General features: G+C 67.3%; 22 protein-coding genes and 1 pseudogene. 13 read left to right on the top strand and 10 right to left on the bottom strand.

The window, feature by feature from the left end; all coding sequences use genetic code 11:
• The first annotated feature begins 315 nt into the window (after positions 1–315).
• The 3 genes from E1285_RS12445 to E1285_RS12435 all read left to right on the top strand — a co-directional run bounded on the left by E1285_RS12445 (position 316) and on the right by E1285_RS12435 (position 2,163).
• On the top strand, positions 316–531 hold the full coding sequence (locus E1285_RS12445; protein WP_132151353.1) for a hypothetical protein: 216 nt from the start codon (positions 316–318) through the stop codon (positions 529–531).
• Positions 532–1,296, top strand: a complete 765-nt coding sequence (locus tag E1285_RS12440) for a Crp/Fnr family transcriptional regulator (RefSeq protein ID WP_132151351.1) — start codon at positions 532–534, stop codon at positions 1,294–1,296. It abuts the gene before it with no gap.
• 303 nt (positions 1,297–1,599) lie between these two features.
• A complete protein-coding gene (locus E1285_RS12435; RefSeq protein ID WP_132151349.1) occupies positions 1,600–2,163 on the top strand; it encodes a hypothetical protein in 564 nt (187 codons plus the stop codon).
• Positions 2,164–2,409: 246 nt separating this feature from the next.
• On the opposite strand, the gene E1285_RS48140 is transcribed toward E1285_RS12435, so the two are convergent.
• A complete protein-coding gene (locus E1285_RS48140; protein ID WP_279510057.1) occupies positions 2,410–2,544 on the bottom strand; it encodes a hypothetical protein in 135 nt (44 codons plus the stop codon).
• A 601-nt stretch (positions 2,545–3,145) separates the two neighbouring features.
• Between E1285_RS48140 and E1285_RS12430 the strand changes: the two genes are divergently transcribed.
• From E1285_RS12430 to E1285_RS12385, 10 genes and pseudogenes are all read left to right on the top strand, one after another.
• A complete protein-coding gene (locus E1285_RS12430; protein ID WP_165966587.1) occupies positions 3,146–3,478 on the top strand; it encodes a hypothetical protein in 333 nt (110 codons plus the stop codon).
• A 242-nt stretch (positions 3,479–3,720) separates the two neighbouring features.
• Positions 3,721–5,280 carry a hypothetical protein gene (locus tag E1285_RS12425; RefSeq protein ID WP_132151345.1) on the top strand — a complete coding sequence of 520 codons (1,560 nt, stop codon included), beginning with the start codon at positions 3,721–3,723 and terminating at the stop codon, positions 5,278–5,280.
• Positions 5,281–5,420: 140 nt separating this feature from the next.
• Positions 5,421–5,714, top strand: a complete 294-nt coding sequence (locus E1285_RS45545; RefSeq protein ID WP_165966586.1) for a hypothetical protein — start codon at positions 5,421–5,423, stop codon at positions 5,712–5,714.
• Positions 5,711–6,637 carry a DUF2637 domain-containing protein gene (locus E1285_RS12420; RefSeq protein ID WP_347814075.1) on the top strand — a complete coding sequence of 309 codons (927 nt, stop codon included), beginning with the start codon at positions 5,711–5,713 and terminating at the stop codon, positions 6,635–6,637. Before E1285_RS45545 ends, E1285_RS12420 begins: the two co-directional genes overlap by 4 nt.
• Positions 6,634–8,625: a toprim domain-containing protein gene (locus E1285_RS12415; protein WP_132151341.1), complete on the top strand. Its 1,992-nt coding sequence runs from the start codon at positions 6,634–6,636 to the stop codon at positions 8,623–8,625. Before E1285_RS12420 ends, E1285_RS12415 begins: the two co-directional genes overlap by 4 nt.
• Complete coding sequence (locus E1285_RS12410) at positions 8,622–9,503, top strand: hypothetical protein (protein WP_132151339.1); 882 nt, start codon at positions 8,622–8,624, stop codon at positions 9,501–9,503. The genes E1285_RS12415 and E1285_RS12410 overlap by 4 nt, the downstream gene beginning before the upstream one ends.
• A gap of 13 nt (positions 9,504–9,516) precedes the next feature.
• Positions 9,517–9,813: a superinfection immunity protein gene (locus tag E1285_RS12405; protein ID WP_132151337.1), complete on the top strand. Its 297-nt coding sequence runs from the start codon at positions 9,517–9,519 to the stop codon at positions 9,811–9,813.
• A 114-nt stretch (positions 9,814–9,927) separates the two neighbouring features.
• Positions 9,928–10,872, top strand: a complete 945-nt coding sequence (locus tag E1285_RS12400; RefSeq protein ID WP_132151335.1) for a carbamoyltransferase N-terminal domain-containing protein — start codon at positions 9,928–9,930, stop codon at positions 10,870–10,872.
• A gap of 336 nt (positions 10,873–11,208) precedes the next feature.
• A pseudogene (locus tag E1285_RS48135) lies at positions 11,209–11,472 on the top strand (carbamoyltransferase C-terminal domain-containing protein); the annotation flags it as partial.
• 31 nt (positions 11,473–11,503) lie between these two features.
• Entirely contained in the window at positions 11,504–11,971 is a 468-nt protein-coding gene (locus E1285_RS12385) for an NUDIX domain-containing protein (protein WP_132151331.1), read from the top strand.
• Positions 11,972–12,170: 199 nt separating this feature from the next.
• Here E1285_RS12385 and E1285_RS12380 read toward each other — a convergent pair whose 3' ends face one another.
• From E1285_RS12380 to E1285_RS12335, 9 genes are all read right to left on the bottom strand, one after another.
• Positions 12,171–15,518 carry a serine/threonine-protein kinase gene (locus E1285_RS12380; RefSeq protein ID WP_132151329.1) on the bottom strand — a complete coding sequence of 1,116 codons (3,348 nt, stop codon included), beginning with the start codon at positions 15,516–15,518 and terminating at the stop codon, positions 12,171–12,173.
• A gap of 990 nt (positions 15,519–16,508) precedes the next feature.
• A complete protein-coding gene (locus tag E1285_RS12370; RefSeq protein WP_132151327.1) occupies positions 16,509–16,841 on the bottom strand; it encodes a MazG nucleotide pyrophosphohydrolase domain-containing protein in 333 nt (110 codons plus the stop codon).
• Between the two features lie 118 nt (positions 16,842–16,959).
• Complete coding sequence (locus E1285_RS12365; RefSeq protein ID WP_132151325.1) at positions 16,960–17,439, bottom strand: AAA family ATPase; 480 nt, start codon at positions 17,437–17,439, stop codon at positions 16,960–16,962.
• Positions 17,436–18,392: a nucleoside 2-deoxyribosyltransferase gene (locus tag E1285_RS12360; RefSeq protein ID WP_132151323.1), complete on the bottom strand. Its 957-nt coding sequence runs from the start codon at positions 18,390–18,392 to the stop codon at positions 17,436–17,438. Before E1285_RS12360 ends, E1285_RS12365 begins: the two co-directional genes overlap by 4 nt.
• 13 nt (positions 18,393–18,405) lie before the next feature.
• Positions 18,406–19,212 carry a carbohydrate kinase family protein gene (locus E1285_RS12355; protein WP_132151321.1) on the bottom strand — a complete coding sequence of 269 codons (807 nt, stop codon included), beginning with the start codon at positions 19,210–19,212 and terminating at the stop codon, positions 18,406–18,408.
• Positions 19,209–20,030, bottom strand: coding sequence for a hypothetical protein (locus tag E1285_RS12350; RefSeq protein WP_207946556.1), 822 nt, complete (start codon positions 20,028–20,030; stop codon positions 19,209–19,211). Before E1285_RS12350 ends, E1285_RS12355 begins: the two co-directional genes overlap by 4 nt.
• Positions 20,027–20,734: an aspartate/glutamate racemase family protein gene (locus E1285_RS12345; protein WP_132151319.1), complete on the bottom strand. Its 708-nt coding sequence runs from the start codon at positions 20,732–20,734 to the stop codon at positions 20,027–20,029. The genes E1285_RS12350 and E1285_RS12345 overlap by 4 nt, the downstream gene beginning before the upstream one ends.
• On the bottom strand, positions 20,721–22,265 hold the full coding sequence (locus E1285_RS12340; RefSeq protein WP_132151317.1) for a radical SAM protein: 1,545 nt from the start codon (positions 22,263–22,265) through the stop codon (positions 20,721–20,723). Before E1285_RS12340 ends, E1285_RS12345 begins: the two co-directional genes overlap by 14 nt.
• 114 nt (positions 22,266–22,379) lie before the next feature.
• On the bottom strand, positions 22,380–23,066 hold the full coding sequence (locus E1285_RS12335; protein WP_243722737.1) for a DUF1932 domain-containing protein: 687 nt from the start codon (positions 23,064–23,066) through the stop codon (positions 22,380–22,382).
• Positions 23,067–23,145 lie beyond the last annotated feature (79 nt).

Here is a 23,145-nt window from a genome sequence, read left to right as displayed (position 1 = left end):
GTCACAGTCTTCAGGGCGAAGCGCCTGTTCAATGGACCTGTTAGGCGTGACTTGTGTCCGGTGCCTGGACCTTGATCGCCAGCCGGGGAGGCGGGTCTACGGGGTGGAGCCCGAGGACGTACCGCCTTTTCGGCATGTCAGCGGACCTACCGATCTTCCTTCACTGCGGGCTATTTTCCAAGATAACTCGCTGTCTGTCGCGCGCCGGAGGGCCAAGGAGGCTCCACCCTCCGATTCCCTCAGCACCTGTGGGCATCAGCGGCGGGTCAACCCCGCGTCCGATTGTCCAGGCACCGGCACAAGAGGAGATCGCCCTTGGCCCCACAGGATCCGAGCATGGGCGTGGTCATCGCCGTCATAGTCATCGCACTGGGGCTCTTCGCGCTCATCGGTTTCATCGTGCACCGCGCTCTCACCGCACCGGCACTACGGCCGGTAGCGGTACTCACGGCCGCCGCCGCCGTCCTGACAGCGGTCGGCAGTGTCATCGCCGTTCTCCCGGTCATCATCCGCGCCCTCAACGGCGGCTAAATGCCTGAGGGGACCTCACACCAGGGAGGACGCGGACGCGGCCCTGCGGACGCGTCCTCCCTCCGGCGCGGATTCTGGTTTGCGCTCGATTCCGAGCAGCGAGCCGCGCTTGGCGAGGCGGCGCGCTCACGCTCCTACGCTCCTGGTTCACCCTTGGTACACCAGGGCGACGAGTCCAATGACGTGACCATCATCGAGGACGGTTGGGCTAAGGTGACCTCGACCACCGAAGACGGTCATGACGTCGTCCTGGCCGTTCGCGGGCCGGGGGATCTCATCGCCGAAAGTGTGGTCTTGGGTGGCCGGACCCGTTCGGCGACAGTAACGGCACTCTCCCCGCTCCGCGCCCTGATGTTTCCCGCGGCCCGATTCACTGCCTTCTTGAAGTTCCACCCCGAAGCATGGCGATTGGTCAGCGGGACGTTCGTCCAACGACTCGATGAAGCCGACCGACGCCTAGAAGCACACCTAACCAGCACAGGGACCCAACGTCTGGCACTGCTGCTCGTCGACCTAGCTGAGGAATCAGCCCTGCGCAGCCCGGCAGGCGCAGACGGCAGCATCGATATCGCGCCAACTCTGTCCCAGACGGAGATCGGCAGTTGGGTCGATGCCTCCCGCGAAACCGTCGCGCGAGGCTTGGCGCTCCTACGCCGCAGAGGCTTGGTCCGCACCGGCCGGCGGAAGATCACCGTAGTTGATCAACATGCGCTACGGGCCTTCGCTCAAGGCATTCCGACCGCGAGTCACCATGACGATCACTAAAACCACCTGTCGACTTCCCCGTACCGCGAATTCCACGAGCCGCTGCTGGCCCCCGCAAGATCATCCGTCGACTGCGTGCCGGAGACTCCAAGACGTCCGAGGACGAGGAAGGACGCCCCTCCTTGCAGGACCTCATCGCGAGACGACACGCCGATGGGCAAGCTGGTCGCCCGCGTGATTACAGGGCAGTATGGAGCGTAAACAGTCTTACATCGCCTGACTGGGCGCCAAAGACTGTGACCTGACCCTTATGGAAGGAGTGCTGCATGGTCGAATCCCTTTCGACGTTGGAGAGCACCTCACGTGAACGATCACGAGACCCGTACCAACGAGGACATCGAGCGACTCGCCGGCGAGTTGCATGAGCGTGTCCGAGCCCTCAACCACGCGACGCAAGGCTCGCCGGGGCTGTCCGAGCCTGCCGCGGCGTACACGGTGCTGGGGAACCTGGCGCAAACCTCCTTCCGCCTGGCGCAGACGGCCGAGCAGATCGACGCGTTCCTGACGCGGGAGCTCGACGCTGACAGGCTCGGACATGACCGCGGTGACGATCCCATTCCCGCCGTGACGGCGGCGCACAACGCGCTCGGGCGAGCGACTGAGCACGCGGCCGACCTCGGTGAGAGCCTCCGGCGAGCGGCCAGCGCACTTGCCCCCGTCCACGCCGTGGACGATGGCGAAGAGCCGTCCCTGGACCAGCACGCCGTGGCGAACCTGTCGGAAGGGGAGGAGCCGCAGGTAGGTCCTGCGAGTGAGGACTTCCCTAAAACGATCAGCGAGGTTCTCCCGAATCCGACGCCCGCCGAGGACGTGCCACCAGAGCTTCGCTCGCCACCACAACCGCCGTCGCCGCGCCGCGGCCGGTGAGCCGGGGACGTGCTCGACGGCGCGGACGCGTCCAGGTGCCGGAGGCGGCACGCTGCACTGCACGAGGAAGAGTAGATCTGAATGGCGCCCGTCAGGCGCGTTCAACTCACTCTCCTTTTCGGTGTGCAGTGCTCGCGACAGCGCCCCCGGGACGTGGCCCAGCTCGAGGATGCCTACGGATGTCCGACATGCCGAGCTGCAGTCCGCAAGGTAGGTCGGAATGGCGATGGCTCGGGAAGCCCGGACCTACCTTGGGTCTTCGGTGCGGCTGTCCAGGTATTCGATCAGCCGGACTTCGCTGCACTTCAGCCGCTCCCGCTGTTCGGGCGGGAGGGACGCCAGCACATCGGGCAGCGTTCTGTTGCGCGGCACATGGACCATCGCGCCGGTGTAGATGCGGCAGCCGGAACACCATGAGAACCCGATACACCGTTCATAGTGCGGAGACTCGGCCGGGTAGAAGCGGTACTGGTACGAGCGCACGGCCGTCCGGCAGACGGCGCAGACCCAGCGGCCCCCTCGCGGACGGTGTCCCACGTGCTGACCTTGCGCCAGCGCTGCGGGCCGGAGGACGCTCTTCAATTCGCCATGTGAGGCATTATCCCTCAGCCGGCCGCTAGGTCGACGTGGACTCCGCAAGGGGCGTGCAGGCCAGCCGGTGGACCACGTCGACCTGGCCGTTGGCAATGAAGAGCTGAACGCGGCGTCCGCGCCGTAGGCGCAAGTCCGGATCGCAAGGGTTCGCGTTCGCGCCGGTGAACAACGTGCATGAGCGCAGGTGTCCGCCGGGCTCGGCTGGCGCGGAGCAAGAAATGGAAATCCTAAGGATTTGGCATGTGGACCGGGCGCGGTCCACATGCCGGCGGCGGATCGAGCGCGATCCGAGTGGAGGCCAATGACAGAGGATGCTGAGGGCTCGTCGCCCCAGAAAGCGACTCGACGGAACCGTAGGGCGCACCGTACGCCGAGGCGTGGTCGGGCGTTGTTCGTCGCGTTGTCTGACGACGAGCATGCCTTGCTGGTGGCGACTGCGGGACGGGAGCGGCTGGCGACGGGAGCCTGGGCGGCCCAGGTGCTGCTGGCGGCCGCGGGCGATATGGAGCGGGTCGAGTACGTCGAGTTGCGGGAGACGCTGGCGACGGTGATGCACGCGGCGGGGCAGGCTCGGCGGATCGGGGTGAACCTCAACCAGGCGGTTGCAGCATTGCATTCGGGGGAGCCGCCGCCGCAGTTGCGGTGGTATGCCGAGGCGGCGGCGCGGACCGTCGGGAAGCTCGATGACCTCGCTGACGACCTGCGTCGGCGTCTTCCTTAGCGTGGCGGCGAGCGTTGATCGGGAAAGTGCAGCGCGGCAAGCGGGTGCAAGGCCTGGTCCGGTACCTGTATGGGCCCGGACGGTGTGAGGAGCACCGCGACCCCCATATCGTGGCCGGGTTTCGGACCCCTGGCGAGTTGGAACCGGAGTTGCGGGCGGATGGCCGACGGGATTTTCGCCGCCTGGACGGTCTGCTCACTCAGCCCCTTGCTCTGCTGGGGGAGCGGAACTACCACAAGCCGGTGTGGCATGTATCGGTGCGGGCGGCGCCGGAGGACCCGATCCTCAGCGATGGGCAGTGGGCCGAGGTCGCGCATGAGTTGATGTCCCGCACCGGATTGGCCCGGGACGGAGACGAGGACGCCGTCCGCTGGGTCGCCGTGCGGCACGCCGACGACCACATCCACGTCGTTGCCACATTGGCGCGCGCGGACGGGATCCGGCCGGAGGTCTGGAACGACGGCTACCGGATCCGGGACGCCTGCCGGGAGGTGGAGCGGCGGTTCGGGCTGCGGTCCACGGCTCCGGCGGACCGGACGGCGGCGCGGCGGCCCAAGCGCGCTGAGATCGCGAAGGCCGCCCGTGCCGGGCGCGATGAGCCGGTGCGCGGTGTCCTGCGGCGGCATGTTGCCGCCGCGGCGGCGGGTGCGCGGACGGAGGCCGGTTTCTTCGCCGCGCTGGAGGCTGAGGGCGTTGGGGTGCGCAAGCGTTACAGCACGCGGTTCGCCGGACAGGTCACCGGTTACGCCGTCGCGATGCCCGATGACGTGGGGCCGTCCGGTCAGCCCGTGTGGTTCGGCGGCGGGAAGCTCGCCAGCGACCTGACCCTTCCCAAACTCCGATGCCGATGGAGCGTGGAGGGGCACGGTCGTCCAGGGCCTCGTCCGCTGTCTGGACGGCATCTGTCGGCGCGGACGGCCCGCGCCGTTGTGCGGACGACCGTCCGCCGCGCGGCGGACGAAGCCCGAACGGCTGAGGAGTTCCTCGACCTGCTCCAGCGGCAGGGTTTGCTGGTCAAGCCTCGTTACAGCCGGCTGGAACCCGATCAGATCACCGGCTACGCGGTCGCGCTGCCCGACACCGAAGAACCTGTCTGGTACACCGGGGGCCGACTCGCTGAGGACCTCAGCCTGCCTCGACTCCAGCACAGGTGGAGCGCCCAGGAGCGGGGCACCGGTATCGAGGAGGGCGAGCTGACATTCGAAGAGCGTCAGGCGTTCTACGACGATGCCGCCCAGGCCGCCGCATACGCCACGTCTCAACTCCGTCGGCACCTGGCCACTGATCCTTATAGGGCCGCGGATGCCTGCTGGGCAGCGTCCGATGCCCTGCACGTGGCCGCCAAGGTCACCGGCAACCCCCATCTCGGGCACGCCGCCGACACCTACGACCGTGCAGCCCGCGCCCCCTACGGCCGTATCCCTCGTGCCAGCGCGGCGGGCAACGCTCTGCGCACCACGGCCCGGCTGCTGACGCTGGCGGGGACGCAAGATCGCGGCACCGTATCCATCCTGCTGCTGGTCAGCCGGTTGATCACTCTCCTGGACACCCTCGCGCAGCTGCGGATACTTCAACAGCGTCAGGCACAAGCCGACGCGGCACGTGCCGCGAGCCAGCACCTGAGCCGTGCGGCGGCGGACGCCGGGCCGGCGGCATGGCACGAAGATCTGGTCCAGCCGTCGCAGTTCCAGTTGGCCATGGCGGCCTTCCCGAACCCATGGGCTCCGGCGAGCGGAGTCGCCGCCGACGGCTTGGGCCCGGCTGCAACGCGCCCGCCGACAAGTCAGCGCCGCACCCTCTGAACCCGGTTGATCGCTCATAATGGTTCAACACGCCGATCACGTCTTTTGATTGACGGACGTCGCCACGTGATGCATCTTCGTGGTCAAGAACTTTAGTTGATGGCCACTCGGGTCGTCGGCTGACATCACCGGGGGACGCGATGCAGACGCAGGCAATGACCACGCAGGCTGAACTGGAAGAACGGCGTGCCCGTCTCCTCCGGCTCCACTACGAGCTGCGGCGGCTCGGGGCCTGCGCACGAGCCCGCAAGCCCCGCAACGGACGCTGGCGTCTGCGGATCCGTCACAACGGGTGGTCGGAGACCGTCCTGTGCGCCGGAGCCGACGGCGCCTACGCCTACGTCACCGCCCACGGCCGGCTCCTCGGCACCACCGACGAGGCCCGGCACGTCGCCCGAGTGCTGATCTGGATGGTCGAGAGGCGCCTTCGGTGACTCCGCTCCGGCAACCAGAAGCAACCACACGCGCCAACGCCCCGAAGGAGGCTGCGCGAGCGCCTCGGGACACCGGGGTCGTCAAATGGGTGGCCGCCGGAGTCGCTCCACTGATCGCAGCGCTCGCGGTACTCGGCGGACTCGGTTCGTTCACCACCATCCGGGAGATGGCCGAGCCGCACTTCGGAGGACTCGCGTGGATCGTCCCCGTCGGCATGGACGTCGGGATCCTGGTCCTGCTGGCCTGGGACCTGCTGATGGAGTACCTCGACCTGCCATGGCCGGTCCTGCGCTGGGTCGCCTGGCTCTACATCGCCGGGACCGTGCTGGTGAACGTCGCGGCCGCGCACGGGAACTTCGCCGCCAGCGTCATGAACGCCGCCATGCCCGTCCTGTTCATCACGGTGGTCGAAGCCGTGCGGCATCTGATTCGCCAGTGGGTCGGCCTCACCTCCGCCAGCCGAGTCGAACGGGTACCTGCGGCACGCTGGGCGCTCGCTCCGGTCTCCAGCCTGCTGCTGTGGCGCCGCATGATCCTCTGGCACATCACCGAGTACCGGCAGGGCCTCGACCTGGAGTACCGCCACCTGATGGCTGTTTCGCAGCTGCAGCAGGAGTACGGCAGGTGGTCCTGGCGGTGGCGGGCACCGCTGGACGAACGGCTCGCGCTCAACCACCTCCCGTCCCAGCACACCGCGTACGGCGCTCCCGGTGAGGACGAGGCGGACGACAGAGAGCAAGAAGATCAGCTGATTGCCATCGCCCGGCAGCTTCAGCGCGAAGTAGAACGCGAAGGCGTCCAGCTCAGCCGAGACCGACTCGGCCGCCGCCTACGCGAACTCGGCTTCACGATCGCCAACCACCGGCTCACGCAGATGATCGCCGCGGTCCGCGACGAGGCCGCCAGGCAGGAAGCGCCATGACGACTTCGGCCGGGGACGATCTGCGCGCCCAAGAAGAGGAGCAGCAGCGCCAGCTCGGGGTCCTCCAAGGAATTGCCGACCATGCTGTCGCTCGCGTTGCTGACGGGCGTCTGCGATGGGATGTGTGGCTGGAGCAGGCGAGCCGTCATGGACGCTATGGATTCACCAACACCCTGCTGATCCCGGCCCAGCGTCCCACGGCGAGCGACGTCCGCTCCTACGACGCGTGGCAAAAGCAAGGACGGCAGGTCCGCCGCGGAGAGACGGGGATCCGGATCATCTCCACGCGAGGGAAGCCGCGCACCGTTTTCGACATCGCGCAGACCGACGGCCACACGATCGAGAGGCCTGAGCTCACTCCGGCAGAGGGGCTGCGGCGGCTCTCCCAGCTCGCAGCCGACCTGGACTTCTATGTCGACCGCGGACAAGGCTGGACCTACCTGGGACGCCCCGGGCGGCGCATCAAGGTCGCTCCGGAACTGGACGACACCATTGCGGCGACAGTACTCGCTCACCAGCTCGCCCACGCCCTACGACCTGGCGGACGCATCGACCCGGTCAGTGACTACTCCGCCTCATGCCACGGCGTTCGGCGGGTCTTGGCAGATTCGGTCGCCTACATCGTCCTCGCCGAGCTTGGGCTGGACATTTCGCGTCTGTCCTTTCCACCGTCCCAACGGTGGGCGGGAAAGGATGCTCGTACAGACTCGTTCGCAGCCATACGCGCGGTCGGAGACCAGATCGTCCGGACGAGCACCCGACTCAAGCGACGGCTCCACGACCTCTCCGAGACGGCCCCGCCCACGGCCGCGCCGAGGGAAACCGCGAAGCCCGACCGCTCCCAGATGTCCTCCCCACCGGCCGAGTCCCCACAACAAGCATCGGCCGGCTCCACATCGGAACTCCACGCCGCGCTCGCCGACACCCACCGCTTCTACCGGCGGAACCTTCAGGGAAGCTGGGGAACCCGCTACCTCGCAGGGCGGGGCTTCACCTCGGCGATGCAAGAGCAATGGGAGATCGGTTTCGCACCCCGAGCTTGGCGTTCGCTGCTTCGTCATTTGCGGGAGTTGGGGCACAGCGATCAGACGCTGATCGAAGCAGGCTTGGCGAAACAGAAGGACGGCGGTGAGCCCTTCGACCTGTTTCGAGACCGAGTCGTGTTCCCCCTCCGGGACAGGGGCGGAGAGGTTATCGGCTTCATCGGCCGTCGCCGTGACGACGCCCAAGGCCCGAAGTACCTCAATACTCCCGAGACGGCGCTCTTCCACAAGGGCGACGTGCTCTTCGGCCTCCATGAGGGCCTTCCACAGTTTGCACGTACCGCGCGTCCCCTTCTTGTCGAGGGGCCGCTCGATGCGATCGCGGTCAACGTCGCTATGCCGGACCTATATGCCGCCGTCGCGCCCTGCGGCACAGCGATCACCGCAGAACAGATCAAGGGAATCGGCGTCCACACCGACCTGGAAGCTTCCGGATTGGTGATCGCGCTCGACGGTGACCCTGCTGGACGAGTCGGGGCAGTCCGAGCCTGGCGCACACTCCACCGCATCACAGGCCCAGTCGAGGCGGCTGTTCTTCCCCAGGGGCAGGACCCGGCCGAGCTTCTGTCGCCGACGAGCCACTCAGGTGTACGCGAGGCGTTACTATGTGTAACTCCCCTTGCTGACCTGGTCGTAGATGAGAGTATTCAGCGATCCGGGGGAGCGCTGGAGTTCGTCGAGTCCCGCCTGGCCGCCGCCCAAGCCGCCGCAGCATTGATCGCCGAGCTGCCACCCGATCAGATCGCCCGGCAGGTAACCCGGGTCGCCGTTCGCACGGGCGTGGACCCAACCGACGTCACCACCTTCGTCGCTTCAGCGATTAGCCCGGACCCATCTGCGGACGCCTGGTCACCTCAGCTTCCCAGCCCTGACAGGCAGAACACCGAGCGCCGAAACCCTTCTCACCCGGCGTCACCCAAACGCACCAATCGGAGGACGACATGAGCCAGCAGCACCCCGACCCGATCGGCGAAGGACTCCAGCACGGAGGACAACGACTCGTTCAGATCGTCTCGGCCGCCGTGGGCGTCCAACAAGCGGTCGCCCGGCGCCGGCACCGGTTGAAAGCGCTCCAGCAAGCTAAGGACGAGCAGGCCCAACGGGCAGAAGCGAAGGCTCAGAGGGCAGCAATGGCAGAAGCCCGCTCGCGTTGGGGACGCGCCCACGACCGCAAATGGCTACGTCAGGCAAACCTGTTGGACGTCGCCGAAGCGTGGGCAGCAGCCGTCCCGCACGCCTCAGGCAACGCTTCCGCCGCTCTGGCCGCCCGCAAGTGTGAGGAACGGCTACGCCACCTGCACCCACACGCGATGAGCCACTACGACCGGTTCCGCAGCGAAGGCAAGGACCCGCTCGACGCAATGACCGAGGCAGCCCCCTTCTTCACCCGAGACCCGAACGTCCGCACCGGTGACCCGGCTGCCCAACGCGGAGAACTGCTTGAAGGCACGGGCGCAGAATGGGCGTCACGATTCCACGGCCCCGAGCGCGGCGACTGGGAAGAGGCTCGCCGGGAGCAGCGCGCGAACCAGATCGCGAACGAACTCAGGACCAAGCTCCGCCTCCACGGGCACGAGCCCCAGCCCGAAGAGCTGCGCACGGTTCTGGAGATCACCACGAACCTGCCCGAACACATCATCGCCAAGGCCGTCCCGGCGAGCCCACGCCCAAGCCGAGGCTCAGATGTAGGGCGCGCTGCAGAGGACTTCCCGCTCTCCATCGACGAGGCGCTGGAGATGAGTTCAAATCAGTCTTCAGGGACACCGGCCACTCACCGGACACCCACCCAGGCACCCGACCGGAACCGTCGGCGAAACCTCTGAAGGAGGAAGAGAGATGACCGCACTACAGAGCAGCGTGTTCGTCTGGCTCGCGCTGATCGGCTTCCTGGTGTTCCTCGCGGTGCTGCCGACACTGATCGCGATCGGCCGCGGTGTCGACGACATCGGCTACATCGTCCTGGTCAACGTGATCTGCTGCGCGACCGTCTTCGGCTGGCCCATCGCTCTGATCGCCGCCATCATGTGGCCACGTCGCTATCCGCGTCCGTCGCGGCGGCCGCCGCATCCTCCGCCCCCGCCTTCACTCGACCGTTTCCGGAGCCGCCTCCAGGAACGAGGTCCGAATGCGTGATGCCACCGCCATCGACGAGCCGCGCCACCCTGCGTCAACGGCGGCCTAATTCGGGCTCTAGTACACATTCCGGTCGGTCACGACGGCGGCGCCGCACTCGTCACCCCTGACACCATGGTCGCGATCAGCGAGGAACGCCTCAACCGCCACCGCTACAGCCCCGGCTGGCAGGCCGCCCTCCTGTACTGCCTGCGCGCTGCGCAAATGACCCTGGCCGACATCGACCTTGTCGTGGTCAGCGGCATCGGCCGTGTCCCGCCCGACCCCGCCGACACCGGGCTGCAGCACCTGGGCATGGACCCGTCCCGCATCGCCATCGTCGACCACCACCTGTCCCACGCCTACACCGCCTACTGCCTCGGCCCCTACGACGAGGCGACGATCCTGGTCGCCGACGGAGCGGGCAACAACGCCGACACCGAAACCCACTACGCCGCCACCCCCGACGGGATCCAACGGCTCAACGGCCACGACCCGACCCGAAGACGCGCGAGCGGGATCGGCGCCACCTACGAAGCATTCACCGAATACCTCGGCTGGTCCGCCCAAGAGGCCGGCAAGACCATGGCACTGGCCAGCTCCGGCGACCCGAACGCCTTCCCCGAACCGCTATTCGACCTGAACGGCACCCGCGTTCACGGACGGCTCACGGCCACCCACGCCATCGGCGTCGTCGACCTGGCCGCGCGCACCGGCTGGGACTTCGGCCCGCCCAGCAGCAAAGGCGGCCACCAGCACGGCATCGACGCCGCCGCCTACCTGCAGTCCCAAGTCGAGCAGACCCTGTCCGCCCTCGTCGAAAACGTGATCGCCGAGACGGGGATACCCAACCTGGCCATGGCGGGCGGGGTCGCCTTGAACTGCGTCGCCAACGACCGGATCCGCCGCCTGCCGTCAGTGTCCGGCCTGTTCGTCCCGCCCCCGCCTCCGACCGCGGACAAGCCCTCGGCTGCGCCCTGTACGGGCTTCATCAACTCACCGGACAGCTCCCACGCCGCCCCATCGCCGACGACTGCTTCGGCCGCCCCTACACCGACGACGAGATCGAACTGGCGCTGAACCGAGACCCCCGCTCCGGCCTGCTCGAACGCGCCGCTACTCCCGTCAGATGGAGCAGGGAGAGCGACATCGCCCAGACCGCAGCGCAACTCCTAGCGGACGGCAAACTGATCGGCTGGCACGACGGCGGCAGCGAACTCGGCCCCCGCGCACTCGGCCACCGCTCCATCCTCGCCGACCCGCGCACCGCCGCCGCACGCGACGCCCTCAACCACCGGATCAAGCACCGCGAACCCTTCCGCCCGTTCGCACCCGCCGTCCTGGACTCCGACGCCACCGACTGGTTCGACCTGGACGCCCCCTCACCCTTCATGCTGCTCGCCCCAACCCGTCCACCACGACCGCACACACCTAGTCCCCGGCGTCGTCCACGTCGACGGAACCGCCCGTGCCCAAACCGTCGATCCCGCCGCCAACCCGCGCTTCACCGCGCTCATCCGCCACTTCGGGACCATCAGCGGCGTCCCGGTCATGCTGAACACCAGCTTCAACGACCGCGAACCGATCGTCGAAACCCCTGCCGACGCCCTGGCCACCTTCCAAGCCACCGACCTGGACGCCCTCTGCATCGGCGACTACCTCGTAGAAAAGAAGCCCTGACCAGCAGAAGGCGACCTGCGAAAATAGGCCCATGGCCACCGCCCGTACCCGCGAAGCCGCCCGCGTGATCGTCCTCAACGACAACGATCAGGTCCTTCTCCTGCGCTACGACGAAGGCACAGGCGTGTTCTGGGCGACCCCGGGCGGCGCCCTCGAACCCGGCGAGACCGGCGCCCAAGCCGCCCGCCGCGAACTCCACGAAGAACTCGGAGTCCAACACATCAGCCTCGGCCCGCAACTCGCGACCCGAGCCAAGGAACACCTCGTCCACGCCGAAGCCGTCCGGCAGGTCGAACGGTACTACGTGGCCCGCATCAACATCGCCGAAGTCGACCCCACCCAGGCCACCCAGACCGACGACATCCTCGCCTGGCAGTGGTGGTCCCTTCCCGACCTCGATCAGACCCAGCAAACCGTCTACCCCCTGGGCCTCACCACGCTCATCCAGCGCTACCTGACAGACGGAGCTCCAGCCACCCCGGCCGCACTTCAGGGATAGCTGACCCCGGTCCAATGCCCGACGTTCCCGCCGATGTCCAGGCCACCTACCGGCACCCTGCTGGCAGCCGGGTTCGACAGCCGCCCTGTGCGGTGACCATGACGCCCCATGACCCGTGGAGCACGAACCATCAGTTCGTCCCGTTCCCACATCTATTCATCAAGACTCCGACAAAAAGGGGTGGATGCGGATGCCAGCTTTATCTCTCATCCGCTGCTGCCGCCTCGTCGGTACGGCTGAGGCGTTCGAGCACCGCCCGTCTGCCGTCCCACAGCCAAGAGGAGTCCGGCAAGATCTTCAAGCTCTCGTCGTAGCAGGCCAACGCCTCGTCCAGCTGTCCGAGTGTCGCCAAGGCGGCGCCCTTCTGCCCCCAGGCCCAGCCCGTCCAGAAGTCATCGGGCTCCGCCGCGGCGAGGGCACGGTCGGCGCAGGTGAGCGCTTCCTCGTGCCGGTCCCACGCGCGCAGCGCGAACGACTTCTTGGCCCAGCTCATCGCCAACCCCGGATCCAGCTCGATGGCGTGGTTGTAGCATGGCAGGGCCTCGTCCGGACGGCTGAGCTCACGCAGGCTGTCGGCCTTGTTCAGCCACGGCTCCGGCACACTCGGGTCCAGCTCGATCGCGCGCTCATAGCAGGCCAGCTCCTCCGCATCGCGCCCGTGCAGCCGATAGTGGATCAGACCCTTGTAGACCAGCAGGTCGCACCAGTCCTCGCCCGTCCGCTGAAGGTCCACGCAGCATTTCATGGCCCGTTCGTAGCGCCCGAGATCGAATGCCGCCCGCAGGATGTTCCAGCACACATCCCGGTTGTCCGGCTCGATCTCAGCCGCCCGTTCCAGGGCATCCATGGCGTCGGCCGGACGCGACAGCGCTAGTAACACGCATCCCTTTTCCAGGAGGGCCGGGGCGTAGCGAGGCGCGACAGAAAGGGCCCGGTCCAGATCCACCAGCGCGTCGGCCTGCCGATTCTGCCGCCGCCGCAGCAACGCCTGGCCGAGAATGTTGTTCTCGTTGCGCGGGTCCAACTCCAGAGTGCGGGCGTACGCCTGCTCCGCTTCCTCGAAGCGATCCAGTTCCCGGAGCGCCACCGCCTTGCCGTTCCACACCCTTACGTCATCTGGCCAGATCACCAAGCCCTCGGTGTAGCAGGCGAGTTGGGCCTCGTGGCGGTCCAGTTGGCCCAGCACCCAGCCGGTGTCCAGCCACGCGTTGACGTCCGTGGGGTCGAGCTCTCGCCATCGCTCGAAGCACGGCAGGGCTTTCTCGAAGTGGCCGAGCTTGATCAGGGTCCCGCCCTTCTGAGCCCACGCCGTGGGGTCGTCGGGCAAGGCATCTATGGCACGGTCGATCCAGGCGAGCGCCTCCTCGTGTCGGCCCAGCTCCCGCAGTGCGCGTGCCTTCCAGTTCCAGGCCCGGACGCCGCCTCGATTGAGTTCGACGGCCCGGTCGTAGCAGGGTAGGGCCTCCTCCAAGCGGTCGAGCACGTGCAGTGCCTCGGCCTTTTGTGACCACGCCCAAGCCCTCATCGGATCGAGTTGGATCGCGCGCTCGTAGTAGGCCAACTCCTCCTCGTCGCGCCCATGCAGATTGCCCTGGATCAAACCCTTGAACACAAGCAGGTCGGCCGTGTCCCCACTCTGCCGATGAGCCTTCTCCCAGTACTCCAAGGCTTGCTCGTAATGCCCGAGATCGAATGCGACCCGCAGGATGGTCACGCAGACATCCCGGTCGTCCGGCTCGATCTCAGCCGCCAGCTGCAAGACGCCAAGGGCCTCGTCCGGACGCGACAACTCCAGCAGCGTGATTCCTTTGTTGTAGAGCGCATCAGAAAAGCGGGGTGCGATGGCCAACGCCCGGTCGAGGTCCACCAGCGCATCGGTATGCCGTTTCTGCCGAATGCGCAGCACGGCCCGGGACAGCAGGATGTTCTTGTTGCGTGGGTCCAGCTCCAAGGCTCGGGCGGCCGCGTCCTCCGCTTCCTCGAAGCGTTCCAGCTCACCCAGGGTGCTCGCCTTCTGTCCCCAGGTGACACTGGTGTCGGGTCGGAGCCGCAGAGCGCGGTCATAGCACTCCAGAGCTTCCTCGCGCCGCTCCAAGCGATAATTGAGAAGGTTTCCCCGGACCAGCCACGCACTCGGCTCGTCCGGGTTCAGCTCAACCGCGCGGTCGTAGGCGGCCAGCGCTTCGCTAGGCCTGTCCATGCCGCGCAGGGCCATGCCGCGCACTTGCCACAGCTTGCTGCGGGTGACATCACTGTCTCCGTCCTGCTCGGCCGTCTGCAGGCCGTGCTCTACCGCCTCCAACGCCTCGTCGTCGCGGTCCAGTCGCTCCAGCCCCACCGCCCTGGATACCCAACCTTCGGCGGTCAGGCGTGCCGGCTCGGGGGGTGCCGGTGCCGGGCGGTCCAGCACCTCGCGGTACACCCCGTCCAACAGTTCACGCACAGCCACGAAGTCAGGCGGGCGGTTCTCCCGATCCGGATCGGTGCACGCTCGGACCAGTTGGTAGAGCCGGGTGCGGCGGGTGCGGCGGTCGATGGTGCGGTCGATGTACGCCTTGGCCCGCCCGTTTGCGGGCGGCAGCACGCCGGTGACCATCTGGAAGAGCACCACGCCAAACGCGTACACGTCAGCGCGGGTGTCCAGAACGACTCCGGGGACGAACTGCTCGGGTGCCATGTAGCGCGGCGTGCCAGCCACCGTCGTATACAGGGCCCCCGCCTCGGCAGGCAACTCGTCCAGACCAGAGAGACCCGCGTCGTCGGACTCGAAAGCACGGGCCAGACCGAAGTCGGTCACCCGCAGCGTGTAATCCTCCGTCAGCAGGCAGTTCGCCGGTTTCACGTCCCGGTGTACCAAGCCCAACTGATCGTGGGCGTGGCGCAGCCCGTCGCACAGGTGCCGGGCAAAACGCAGCGCCTTCGCGGGCGGCAGCGCGCCGTCCGCCATCAGGCCTGCCAGGTCGCCGCCCTCGGCGTACTCGGTGACCACACAGGGCAGCCCCTCGATCCACTCCACGTGGGCGGCGGGAGCGATGTGCCGGTGCGGGCGCAGCCGTACCCAGGTCAAAGCCTCACGCTCGAACCGTGTCCGGTCCGCCTCACTCCACAACAGGCGGGTGTCGTAAGTCTTGAGCACCTTGCGCTCGCCAGTGTCGCTGGCGCGGACCACGTAGACGACACCGAATCCACCGCGGAGCACCTCCAGCACGGTCCAGTGGCCGATGTGCCGACCGCTGCCCAGCCGCTGGCCGACCCGGAAGTTCTCCCGTCCCTGCTGGCCTGGGAGCATGCCGCGCAAACCGGCCTCGGCGCCCGAACAGGACGGCTCGACGGACAGCGCATGGGCGTAGGCGCGGCGCGCCATCTCGGTGCGGCCGAGACCACGCAACGCGCCAGCGAGTTCGACGTGTGCCGCCGCCCTGTCCGGCCGCAGGGCCACGGCCTCGCCCAGCAGACGGCTGGCCTCCTCGAACCGGCCGGCAGCCAGCGCCGCCCGGCCCAACGCAACGTAGCGTCCGTAGTCAGCTTCGGCGTCGACGGTGTCCATGCCCTCTACTCCTGCCGCACCGACCCGGTCTGCTCGATCTACTCAGCGCCGCCGCGATCCAGAACCCAATACGAATCCATCAGCCCGCGTCCTCGCGGCTCCGGCGCTGGCCACCCCTCCCACTATGCGGGACCCAGGCCTGCCGAACCACCCTAAGCGCAGAACTCGGTGCATCCGGTACCCCGACAAACTTGGTGTGACGTTGCCGACCCACCTAAATCAGAGGGCTGCTCCGGATCCGGCTTTCCAGCAGCGTCGCTCCAGGAACACCACGGCGCTTGTAAATGCTGAGGGTAGAACGGATGGACACCAACGCCGACCTGCTCCGTGCGGAGGCCATTCCTTCGGCCAGATCCATCGCTCGGCTCCATGCCGCTACCGCCTCGTTGGCCCGCACTGTGTGGCGAGGCAGCCCCCGAGGTCCATAGGGGTGAGTAGGTGCACGTGGGGAAAGGCGGCCGGGTCCCAGGAGGTGAAGGCGGCGCAGTGCCGTACCTCGGTGCCAGCGTGGTCTCCGAGTTCGGTCAGGGTCCTGGGGGTGGGGGTCCATGGTTCCGGCGGCCGGTCCCTAGTAGCGAGTATGTGGGCTGAGGTTCGCCGTCTCGGCCGAGGGCGTCTTTGGCGGCCAACAGTCTGTGTGCAGCTTGGGAGTTCTTGCCCAGGCCGCGTACGCCCAGGGCGCAGCGTTGATCTCCGCCATGAGTGTCGCTGCTGATGGTCTTCGTCCAGCCAACGGTCGAGACATAAGACCCGGAATCATGATCGAGAATCTATTCGATTGTGGTCTTTCTGGGTCAGATCGCGCGCCACCGAGCACCTCGCGGCCGTCGACGACCTAGTCCTGCACTGACGAAGTGGGCCCCGGCCGGCACTGTGGTTGCGAGGTTCATCGGGGTGCTAAGTAGTGGTGTAGCTGCCAGCGATGTCGGGGCGGCCTACCGGCGTCGGGGACCAGCGAGAGCGCGACAACATCGCACGAGACACGTCGGCTTATGATCCGTCGTGGCGTTCACTGGAGAGTGTCTCGTCGGTCTTGATCAAGACTCCAGTGTCGGTGCGCCGGTAGGTGCGGGTGGCGTTCTTGGCGAGTTTGGCCTCTACGGCGTCGTCGAGGTCGATCCCGCGCATTTCGGCGATGCTGACGAGGAACAAGAGTGTGTCGGCGAGTTCTTCGCCGAGGTGGTCGGGGTTCTTGCGAGCGGCTTCGAACGCTTCGGACAGCTCTGCGTGGGCGAGCGCGAACTCCAAGGGCAGGTCTGTGGTGTTGAAGCCCTTGGCGACCTTGTTGTCCCACGTCAACTTCTGGATGTCACGCAGCTGCATCGGGGCCCCTGGAGTGCTGGTGATGCTCTCGGTGCGGTTGGGGACCGACCCTACAGGCGCGACAAGTAGCGAGGGTGTGAGTTGGGTGAGATGTGTTGTTGAGCAGGTCAGGCGCGGATCAGGGGACGATGGTAGTGGTGGGAGCGTGCGTCGTGAGCTTGGCGAAGACCTCGTCGTAGCTGCTCACGATTGCGGTGAGAAGGGTGATTTCGGGGGCGATGCCATCACGTCGGCGGAGGCGGTCCGCGATGACTTCGGGCGGGGCGGTCACGTGGACGAGGAGGCCTCCCCGGGAGCCGACGACGGCGGCAAGGTCGCGCGCCTGGGCGAGGGTGAGGCGGGACCGGCCGTGCAGGAGCGGCCCGTACACCAGTTCGCTGATGAAGGAGCGGTCCAGGACCAGCCGTCCGGGCAGGGCGAGGAGGTTGTAGTAGCGCTCCGCCAGGTCGATGCCGTCGGGGGTGCGGGTGGCGTGGGTGAGGTGGTATCCGTGCTGTTGGACGAGCTTGCCGGCCAGAGTGGTCTTGCCGACGCCGTCGCAGCCTTCCAGGACGATGACTTCGTGGCGGGCGGCCCAACCCGCCAGGTTCGCGCTCATCGCCCCGCAGTCAGGAGCAGGAGGTCTTCGGGTTGCTCGAAGGTTACTGTGAGCCCGTATTGGATCATCAGGTTGCGGTAGTTGGGTTCGCGGCCGTCGGCGAAGGTCCACCAGCTGCGCGGGGTCGGCGCGTAGACCGGCCGTCCCGCCGCCGCGCAGGCTCCGATGACCAGGGCCGCTCCGGGTGGCGTTTCGGGTCCGCGCACGTCCACGATCGCGATGCTGGACGTGGCCAGGGCCGCCCAATCTGATTCAGCGCGATCTAGGGTGCTCCCGCCGTCTTCGAACCGGCCGGCGAGGTGGATGCCCCAGCCGGCGCTTTGCAGAAGCTCGGCGGTGTCGAGTACTCGGGCGTCCAGGCTGTAAGGGGACGGTTCGAGGTAGGCGGTGCGCCGCCTCCCGTCGCCTTTGGGGAACGGTGACCGGGTCTCGGGTGGTGTGTGAATGGCGTGGACGGTCTGGTCTATGAGGTCGTCGACAGTGGCCAGGTTCTGGGCGAGGAAGGCGGCGTAAGGAGCGGTCCGGGGGACTGGTGCATGCCCGAGACGGTGCGCTCTGATGACGGCACAGGTGGTGACCGTCAGGAGCGGGTCAGGGAAAGGTAAGCGGGTGCGGCCGCCGGGGGAGGGCCCGTGGGTGATGAAGTCGCTGGTGACGGCAATGACGGGGATGCCGCGGGCGGCGGCGTAGCCGATCTCCATGCAGACGCCGTCGTCGAGGCTGGGCCCGTGGAGAAGCGCGGCCATCGCGGTGATGTCGTCCAGGCGTTGGGTGTCGAGTTCGAACAGCCGCCGGCCTTTGACTTCGGCGATGAGGTTCTCCTCGTCGGTGTCGCAGAACGGTAGGAACACCGAGCCGGGTCCGTGTTTCTCGGCCAGGCGTTGGGCGAGGGCGGCGGCCAGGGCCCGGTCGTGGGCGGCGAACAGTCGGTGGGCGACGTAGTACCGGGTCACTGGGGGAGTCCCTTCAGGTGCGATATCGAAGACCTGGGGATGCGGCGCGGTGGGAGGCAGCGGTGACCGCGCCGGTCAGTGCGTCGTGGTCGCTGGCGCCGGAGGCTGTGAGGGCGAGGAAGGTTCCGGTGAGGGTGTCGCCGGCTCCGGTGACTTCCCGTGTCGAGATCGTTGGGGGAACAGCTGTCGCGGTCTGCGTGCCGTGCCGGCGCAAGACGGCTTCGTGTGGACCGTCGGACACCACCACGGCGGGCAAGGTGGCGAGGTCGATATGGCGGGCCAGAAATTGCTGTTCGGCGGTGTTGACGAAGACCATCCGCGCGAAGGGAATCACTGCCTGGGCGGCGGCTATCTGCTCGTCCGCGCTGGCCAGGTGGAAATCGACGCTGAACTGTCGCGCGAGCTCCAGCAGCCGGCGCAGGATTTGGATGGTGTCGAGAGGGCGGCGGCAGGCGACATGCCACTGATCGACCTCCGCGTCTTCCAACGCAGTCAGCGCGTGGCTGGTCAGGTCGGCGGCAACTCCATAGTCGCTGTGCACGCTGACGACCCGGCCGTCGCGGTCGTAAGTGAGGTCGAACCGGCAGTCCAGGCCACGGACGGTTGATACGTGGCGTAAGTCCAGGCCGTCCAGGCGGGGATCGCTGCGCAGGCGGGCGAGACCGTCGCCGACGATCGCGACTGGCCGCGCGAGCAGGTCGGCGCGTGCGGCGGCGAGCGCGACGTACAGGGCTGCGCCGCCGAGAAGGCGGTGCGTGCGGCGGCCTGGGTAGCGGGCGGTGTCGATGGAGATGTTCCCGATCACGCCCAGGACGGTCATGGGATCGGTCCGGTGTGGCGGCAGTCCAGGAGATCGGGACAGACCGGCCGCCGAGTGCACAGGCGGACGCTCGTTGGTTTGTTGAGGTAGAGGCGCTTGAAGTAGATGAGGACCAAGTGCAGCCACCAGGTTGGTTCCGCCTGCTCGGGCAGCGTGACCGCGTAGCCGTGCTGGGTGATCAGGGCGCGGTATCGGGGAGCGTGGCGGGTGGCGCAGGCTTCCAGCAGGCCCCGCATGCGTTCGTGGGCGTGGGGTACCTTTTCCAGCCGAATCCCGAGCGTGGGGGCGAGTAGATCGACCATGCCGGAGTCGACCGGGATGATCCCGCAGTGATAGCCACGGGAGTACAGGGCGGCGCATTGGGCGATCTTGTAGGAGGCGCCGGTCACGTTGTCCGCAAAGTCATTGATGAACTCGGCGGCGGGTCGCCTTAGCGCCTCGTCGAGGCCTCGCTCGTCCAAGAATCGGCGCAGGGAGTGCAGGTAGCCGATGCGCGTTTCGGTTAGACCGATGGATCGGACGACCGTGGTGATACGGGTGTCGTCCATGGCGGTCAGCTGGTCCCAACCGTGGGAGTCGGCCGCCTTCACCACCGCGGCGTAGGTGTCGATCATCGTGTAGGAGACGCGGCTGCTCCAACCGGCGACCAGCATCCGTATCCGCGGGTCGGTGACGAACGTCGGCCACCACCGGTTGTCGTCATGGTTGGCCTCTACGGCCCCTCGCACGTCCCGCTGCGCGGCGGCCACGGTGACCATGTCGGTCACCCGCTCGGCCAGGTCCGTAGAGAACGTGGTCGGTCGCTGAATAGGGGTCATGGTGCCTTCCTGGTGGCGTGCATGCAGATCGCGAGGTTCGAGGAGATGAGCGGGCGGCCCAGCGTGCGACGAAGCTGCTGCAGGGCGATGCGCGTCGGCCAGGCGGTGCAGGACAGGACGACCGCGTCCGCTCTGTCCACGGACCCGTCGATGAGGCCGTGGACCAGATCGGTGATCTGAGCGGGGGCGAGGTCGGCGTACCCGTCGTCCAAGTCGAGAGACGCCGAGCCGGTAACCGTGATTCCTGCTGCACTGAAGGCCTCGACCTCGATCGCGGTGACCTGTTCGGGGTAGGGGGTGGCCAGCGCAATGGAGCGAGCCCCGAACTGGTCGAGTGCGGCGAGGAGCGCGTCGAACGCGGTGATGACCTCCACTGGTGCGCTGGCCGTCGCCTGCTTCACCGCGTTCTGCTGGGTGAACGATGCCGACGTGCAGGCCAGGTAGATGCGCTGGAGCGGTAGCCGGGACAACTGGTGGAGCCCGCCCGGTGTGGCCTCGATCAGCCCGGTCAGGAAGTCGCCGGTCAGCGCGGTCTCCTTGTTTGGTGGGGCTAGGCGGGCGTAGTGCCATACGACCTGCCTGTCCGTCCAGTCCGGGAGCTCGGTCTCCACCATGACGTTGGCCCACGGCACCAGCACCCCCATGTGGTCGACCGGGCCTTGCGGCCTGCGCCGCGGGCGACGCAGGTTGTCAGGCCGCGGCATCGCCGACCCGTTCCTGTGGGCGGCCATAGAGGAAGCGAGGCCCGTGCCCGGTGACGACCATGTCGCTCGGCGCGTAAAGCGGCCACGCTTGATCGGGATCGATGATCTGGATGGAGTACGAACCCAGCCGGCGGTGCCAGGTCCCAAGATCGTTGACGAAGAAGGCGTGGGTGCCGGCGATACGCTGCCCCGTCGGGTAGACGCGCTTCTTCATGGGGGCGTCGAAGACATGGGCGATGTCGGCATTCCAGGTGGCGAAGTGCTCGGCCGACGGCGGCGGCTGTAGGTCGTTGAGCGCCGCGAGCGGGGTCCCGGGGTAGGCCCGCGCTTTACGTACGTTGATGCGGTGGCACATCAGCCCGGCATCCAGGATCCCGGTCAGGCCGGCGAGGTTCTCGTAATGGGTGCGGTGGGTCTCCCCGGGCAGCCCGTAGATGAGGTTCAAGCCGGGCAGCAGCATCGGGAGCCCACCTGGCCCCATCTCGGCACCGACGGTGTTGACGTGCTCGATCGCGCGCTGGAGGATCTTGGGGGTGCAGGTGAGGGTGTTCGCCTCGATCACCACCGGGTCGAATGACTCGATGCCCATCGGCGCGCAGTTGCCCTCGCTGCAGTACCGCGTGACCAGCCCGGCGATCTTCGCGCCCGCCGGGGACGCCACCGCAAGCGGATCGGCGTTGTCGATGTGCAGCACCTCCAGCTCCGGCGCGGTCTGCCGGATCCCGGCCAGCAGCGACTCGATCACCACCGGATCCCGATGGGCGTAGGAGAAGAAGCAAGTCTGCTGTCCCAGCCGGAAATGCCGCACCCCGGCGGAGTACAGGGTGGCGACCTCGGCCAGGACGTCGTCGACCGATCGGAAAGCGACCTGGGCGGCCTTGACCGGCTCGTTGCAGAAGTCGCAGAAGCGGCGCCGGGTGCAGCCGCGGTAAAGCTCCACCTCGGCCACCGGCGTCCAAGCCAGCTGGCTGATCAGTCCGTCCAGCGGTAACCGATCGGCGGCGAGCTGCTCATACAGCGCGGCCTGACGGCTGCCCAGGAGCAGGTTGCCGGAGGTGACGGTGTGGGTGTGGACGGCGTCGAACAAACCGCCGTAGGCAGCGGGATTGTCCAGAACGTAGGAACCGAGCGGACCGAGCAGGACCCTGCGACCGCGAGTGCAGGCCAGGGCCCGAGCGATCTCATCGGTGGAGCCGTTGACCGCTTGAAGGTGCACCGACGGAACTGCGTCACCGCCGATGACCACGGTCACCTCGGCGTCGGCGAGCAACTCCAGCGTCTGCTCCCGGTTTACGGTCGCCGAGTAGGTCAGTGGATCCGAGAGCGGCGGCTCCGTGAACGCGCGGCCTCCGTTCAAGGTCCAGCGCACGTCATCGATCGTCAGATAGGCCACAGCTGCACCAGGGTGCGCGGTGGCCAATGCTTGGTAGGCGGTGCGGGAGTAGGTCGACAGGTAAGGCGGGACACCGAGCCCCGACGGCTCGACGGTGTAGCAATCGAGAATCACACACGTCTGCGGGTTGGTCGGCATGAGTGTTCGCCTCTCATCCGGTTCACCTGGTGACCGCGACGGTACGCCGGGTGAGCCCCGGTGGTATCGGCTGCATTGAAGAGTTGGCGGATTGGCCGTTTGCTGCCACCGCGATCACCGCGTGGATCTGTGCAGTGCTGAAAGCACGTCGTGAAGATTGATGTCGGTATGGTCTTTGAACGACTCCCACGCGTTGAGCGTGTCGGCAACTGCGGCGATAACCTCGGCGGGCAGTCCCACTTCACTGAGCGCTTGAGCGGTATCGCGCATCTCTGGCTCCCAGCGCCATGCACGGCCAGCGAGAGCCGGAAGCCTCGTAGGTTCGGCTGCGGGGTGCGACCACCCCTGGACGCTCTCGGTCAACGCCTCGCCCACCCCATAGTCGGCAGCTAGGGCGTGACCGAGGGCGGCGAGCACACGGGAGCCTTTCTGAACTACCGCTTGCGCTGTCTTCAACCCAGACGCCTGGCCAATCTGCGGGCCGAGCGTACGAAACTCCACAGCCGTACCGGCGAAGAGGTCACCGAGCAGTGCGAGGGATTCTTCCGGGCCAGAGGCGAAGAAGCGGGTCGGCGCGGCGGGATGGCGCTCTACTGGGGGTGCACCAATCACGCAGCCATCCACGACCTTAACGTCGGTCATTATTGAGGCGATGGCTTCCACTCGACCAGGCTTGATCGCATTTGCTTCGACATAGACGCCTTTGAAGTCCTCAGCCCGCACGGCTTGGGCTGTTGCTTCGGCGTAGGCAGGCGGCACGAGCGAGACGATCACCTCACTGGCCTCGACCAACTCCGTCAACGATCTTGCCTCAAGTCCCGCCTCACGGGCCCGGTCCAGCGATGCGTCGCTGCGCCCGTCGGGGCACCACAAAACACGC

This window comes from Actinomadura sp. 7K507 (assembly GCF_004348425.1).
Lineage (GTDB): Bacteria > Actinomycetota > Actinomycetes > Streptosporangiales > Streptosporangiaceae > Spirillospora.
The sequence above is the reverse complement of the archived record's forward strand: the minus strand, read 5'-3'. Positions and strand labels throughout refer to the sequence as shown.

What these genes read in the sequence shown, in the direction of transcription:
- E1285_RS12400 (WP_132151335.1), top strand. Translation starts at nt 9,928, where the DNA reads ATGGTCGCGATCAGCGAGGAACGCCTCAACCGCCACCGCTACAGCCCC.
- E1285_RS12410 (WP_132151339.1), top strand. Translation starts at nt 8,622, where the DNA reads ATGAGCCAGCAGCACCCCGACCCGATCGGCGAAGGACTCCAGCACGGA.
- E1285_RS12355 (WP_132151321.1), bottom strand. Translation starts at nt 19,212, where the DNA reads ATGACCGTCCTGGGCGTGATCGGGAACATCTCCATCGACACCGCCCGC.
- E1285_RS45545 (WP_165966586.1), top strand. Translation starts at nt 5,421, where the DNA reads ATGCAGACGCAGGCAATGACCACGCAGGCTGAACTGGAAGAACGGCGT.
- E1285_RS12340 (WP_132151317.1), bottom strand. Translation starts at nt 22,265, where the DNA reads ATGCCGACCAACCCGCAGACGTGTGTGATTCTCGATTGCTACACCGTC.
- E1285_RS12405 (WP_132151337.1), top strand. Translation starts at nt 9,517, where the DNA reads ATGACCGCACTACAGAGCAGCGTGTTCGTCTGGCTCGCGCTGATCGGC.
- E1285_RS48140 (WP_279510057.1), bottom strand. Translation starts at nt 2,544, where the DNA reads ATGGTCCATGTGCCGCGCAACAGAACGCTGCCCGATGTGCTGGCGTCC.
- E1285_RS12345 (WP_132151319.1), bottom strand. Translation starts at nt 20,734, where the DNA reads ATGCCGCGGCCTGACAACCTGCGTCGCCCGCGGCGCAGGCCGCAAGGC.
- E1285_RS12415 (WP_132151341.1), top strand. Translation starts at nt 6,634, where the DNA reads ATGACGACTTCGGCCGGGGACGATCTGCGCGCCCAAGAAGAGGAGCAG.
- E1285_RS12385 (WP_132151331.1), top strand. Translation starts at nt 11,504, where the DNA reads ATGGCCACCGCCCGTACCCGCGAAGCCGCCCGCGTGATCGTCCTCAAC.
- E1285_RS12350 (WP_207946556.1), bottom strand. Translation starts at nt 20,030, where the DNA reads ATGACCCCTATTCAGCGACCGACCACGTTCTCTACGGACCTGGCCGAG.
- E1285_RS12380 (WP_132151329.1), bottom strand. Translation starts at nt 15,518, where the DNA reads ATGGACACCGTCGACGCCGAAGCTGACTACGGACGCTACGTTGCGTTG.
- E1285_RS12365 (WP_132151325.1), bottom strand. Translation starts at nt 17,439, where the DNA reads ATGAGCGCGAACCTGGCGGGTTGGGCCGCCCGCCACGAAGTCATCGTC.
- E1285_RS12440 (WP_132151351.1), top strand. Translation starts at nt 532, where the DNA reads ATGCCTGAGGGGACCTCACACCAGGGAGGACGCGGACGCGGCCCTGCG.
- E1285_RS12370 (WP_132151327.1), bottom strand. Translation starts at nt 16,841, where the DNA reads ATGCAGCTGCGTGACATCCAGAAGTTGACGTGGGACAACAAGGTCGCC.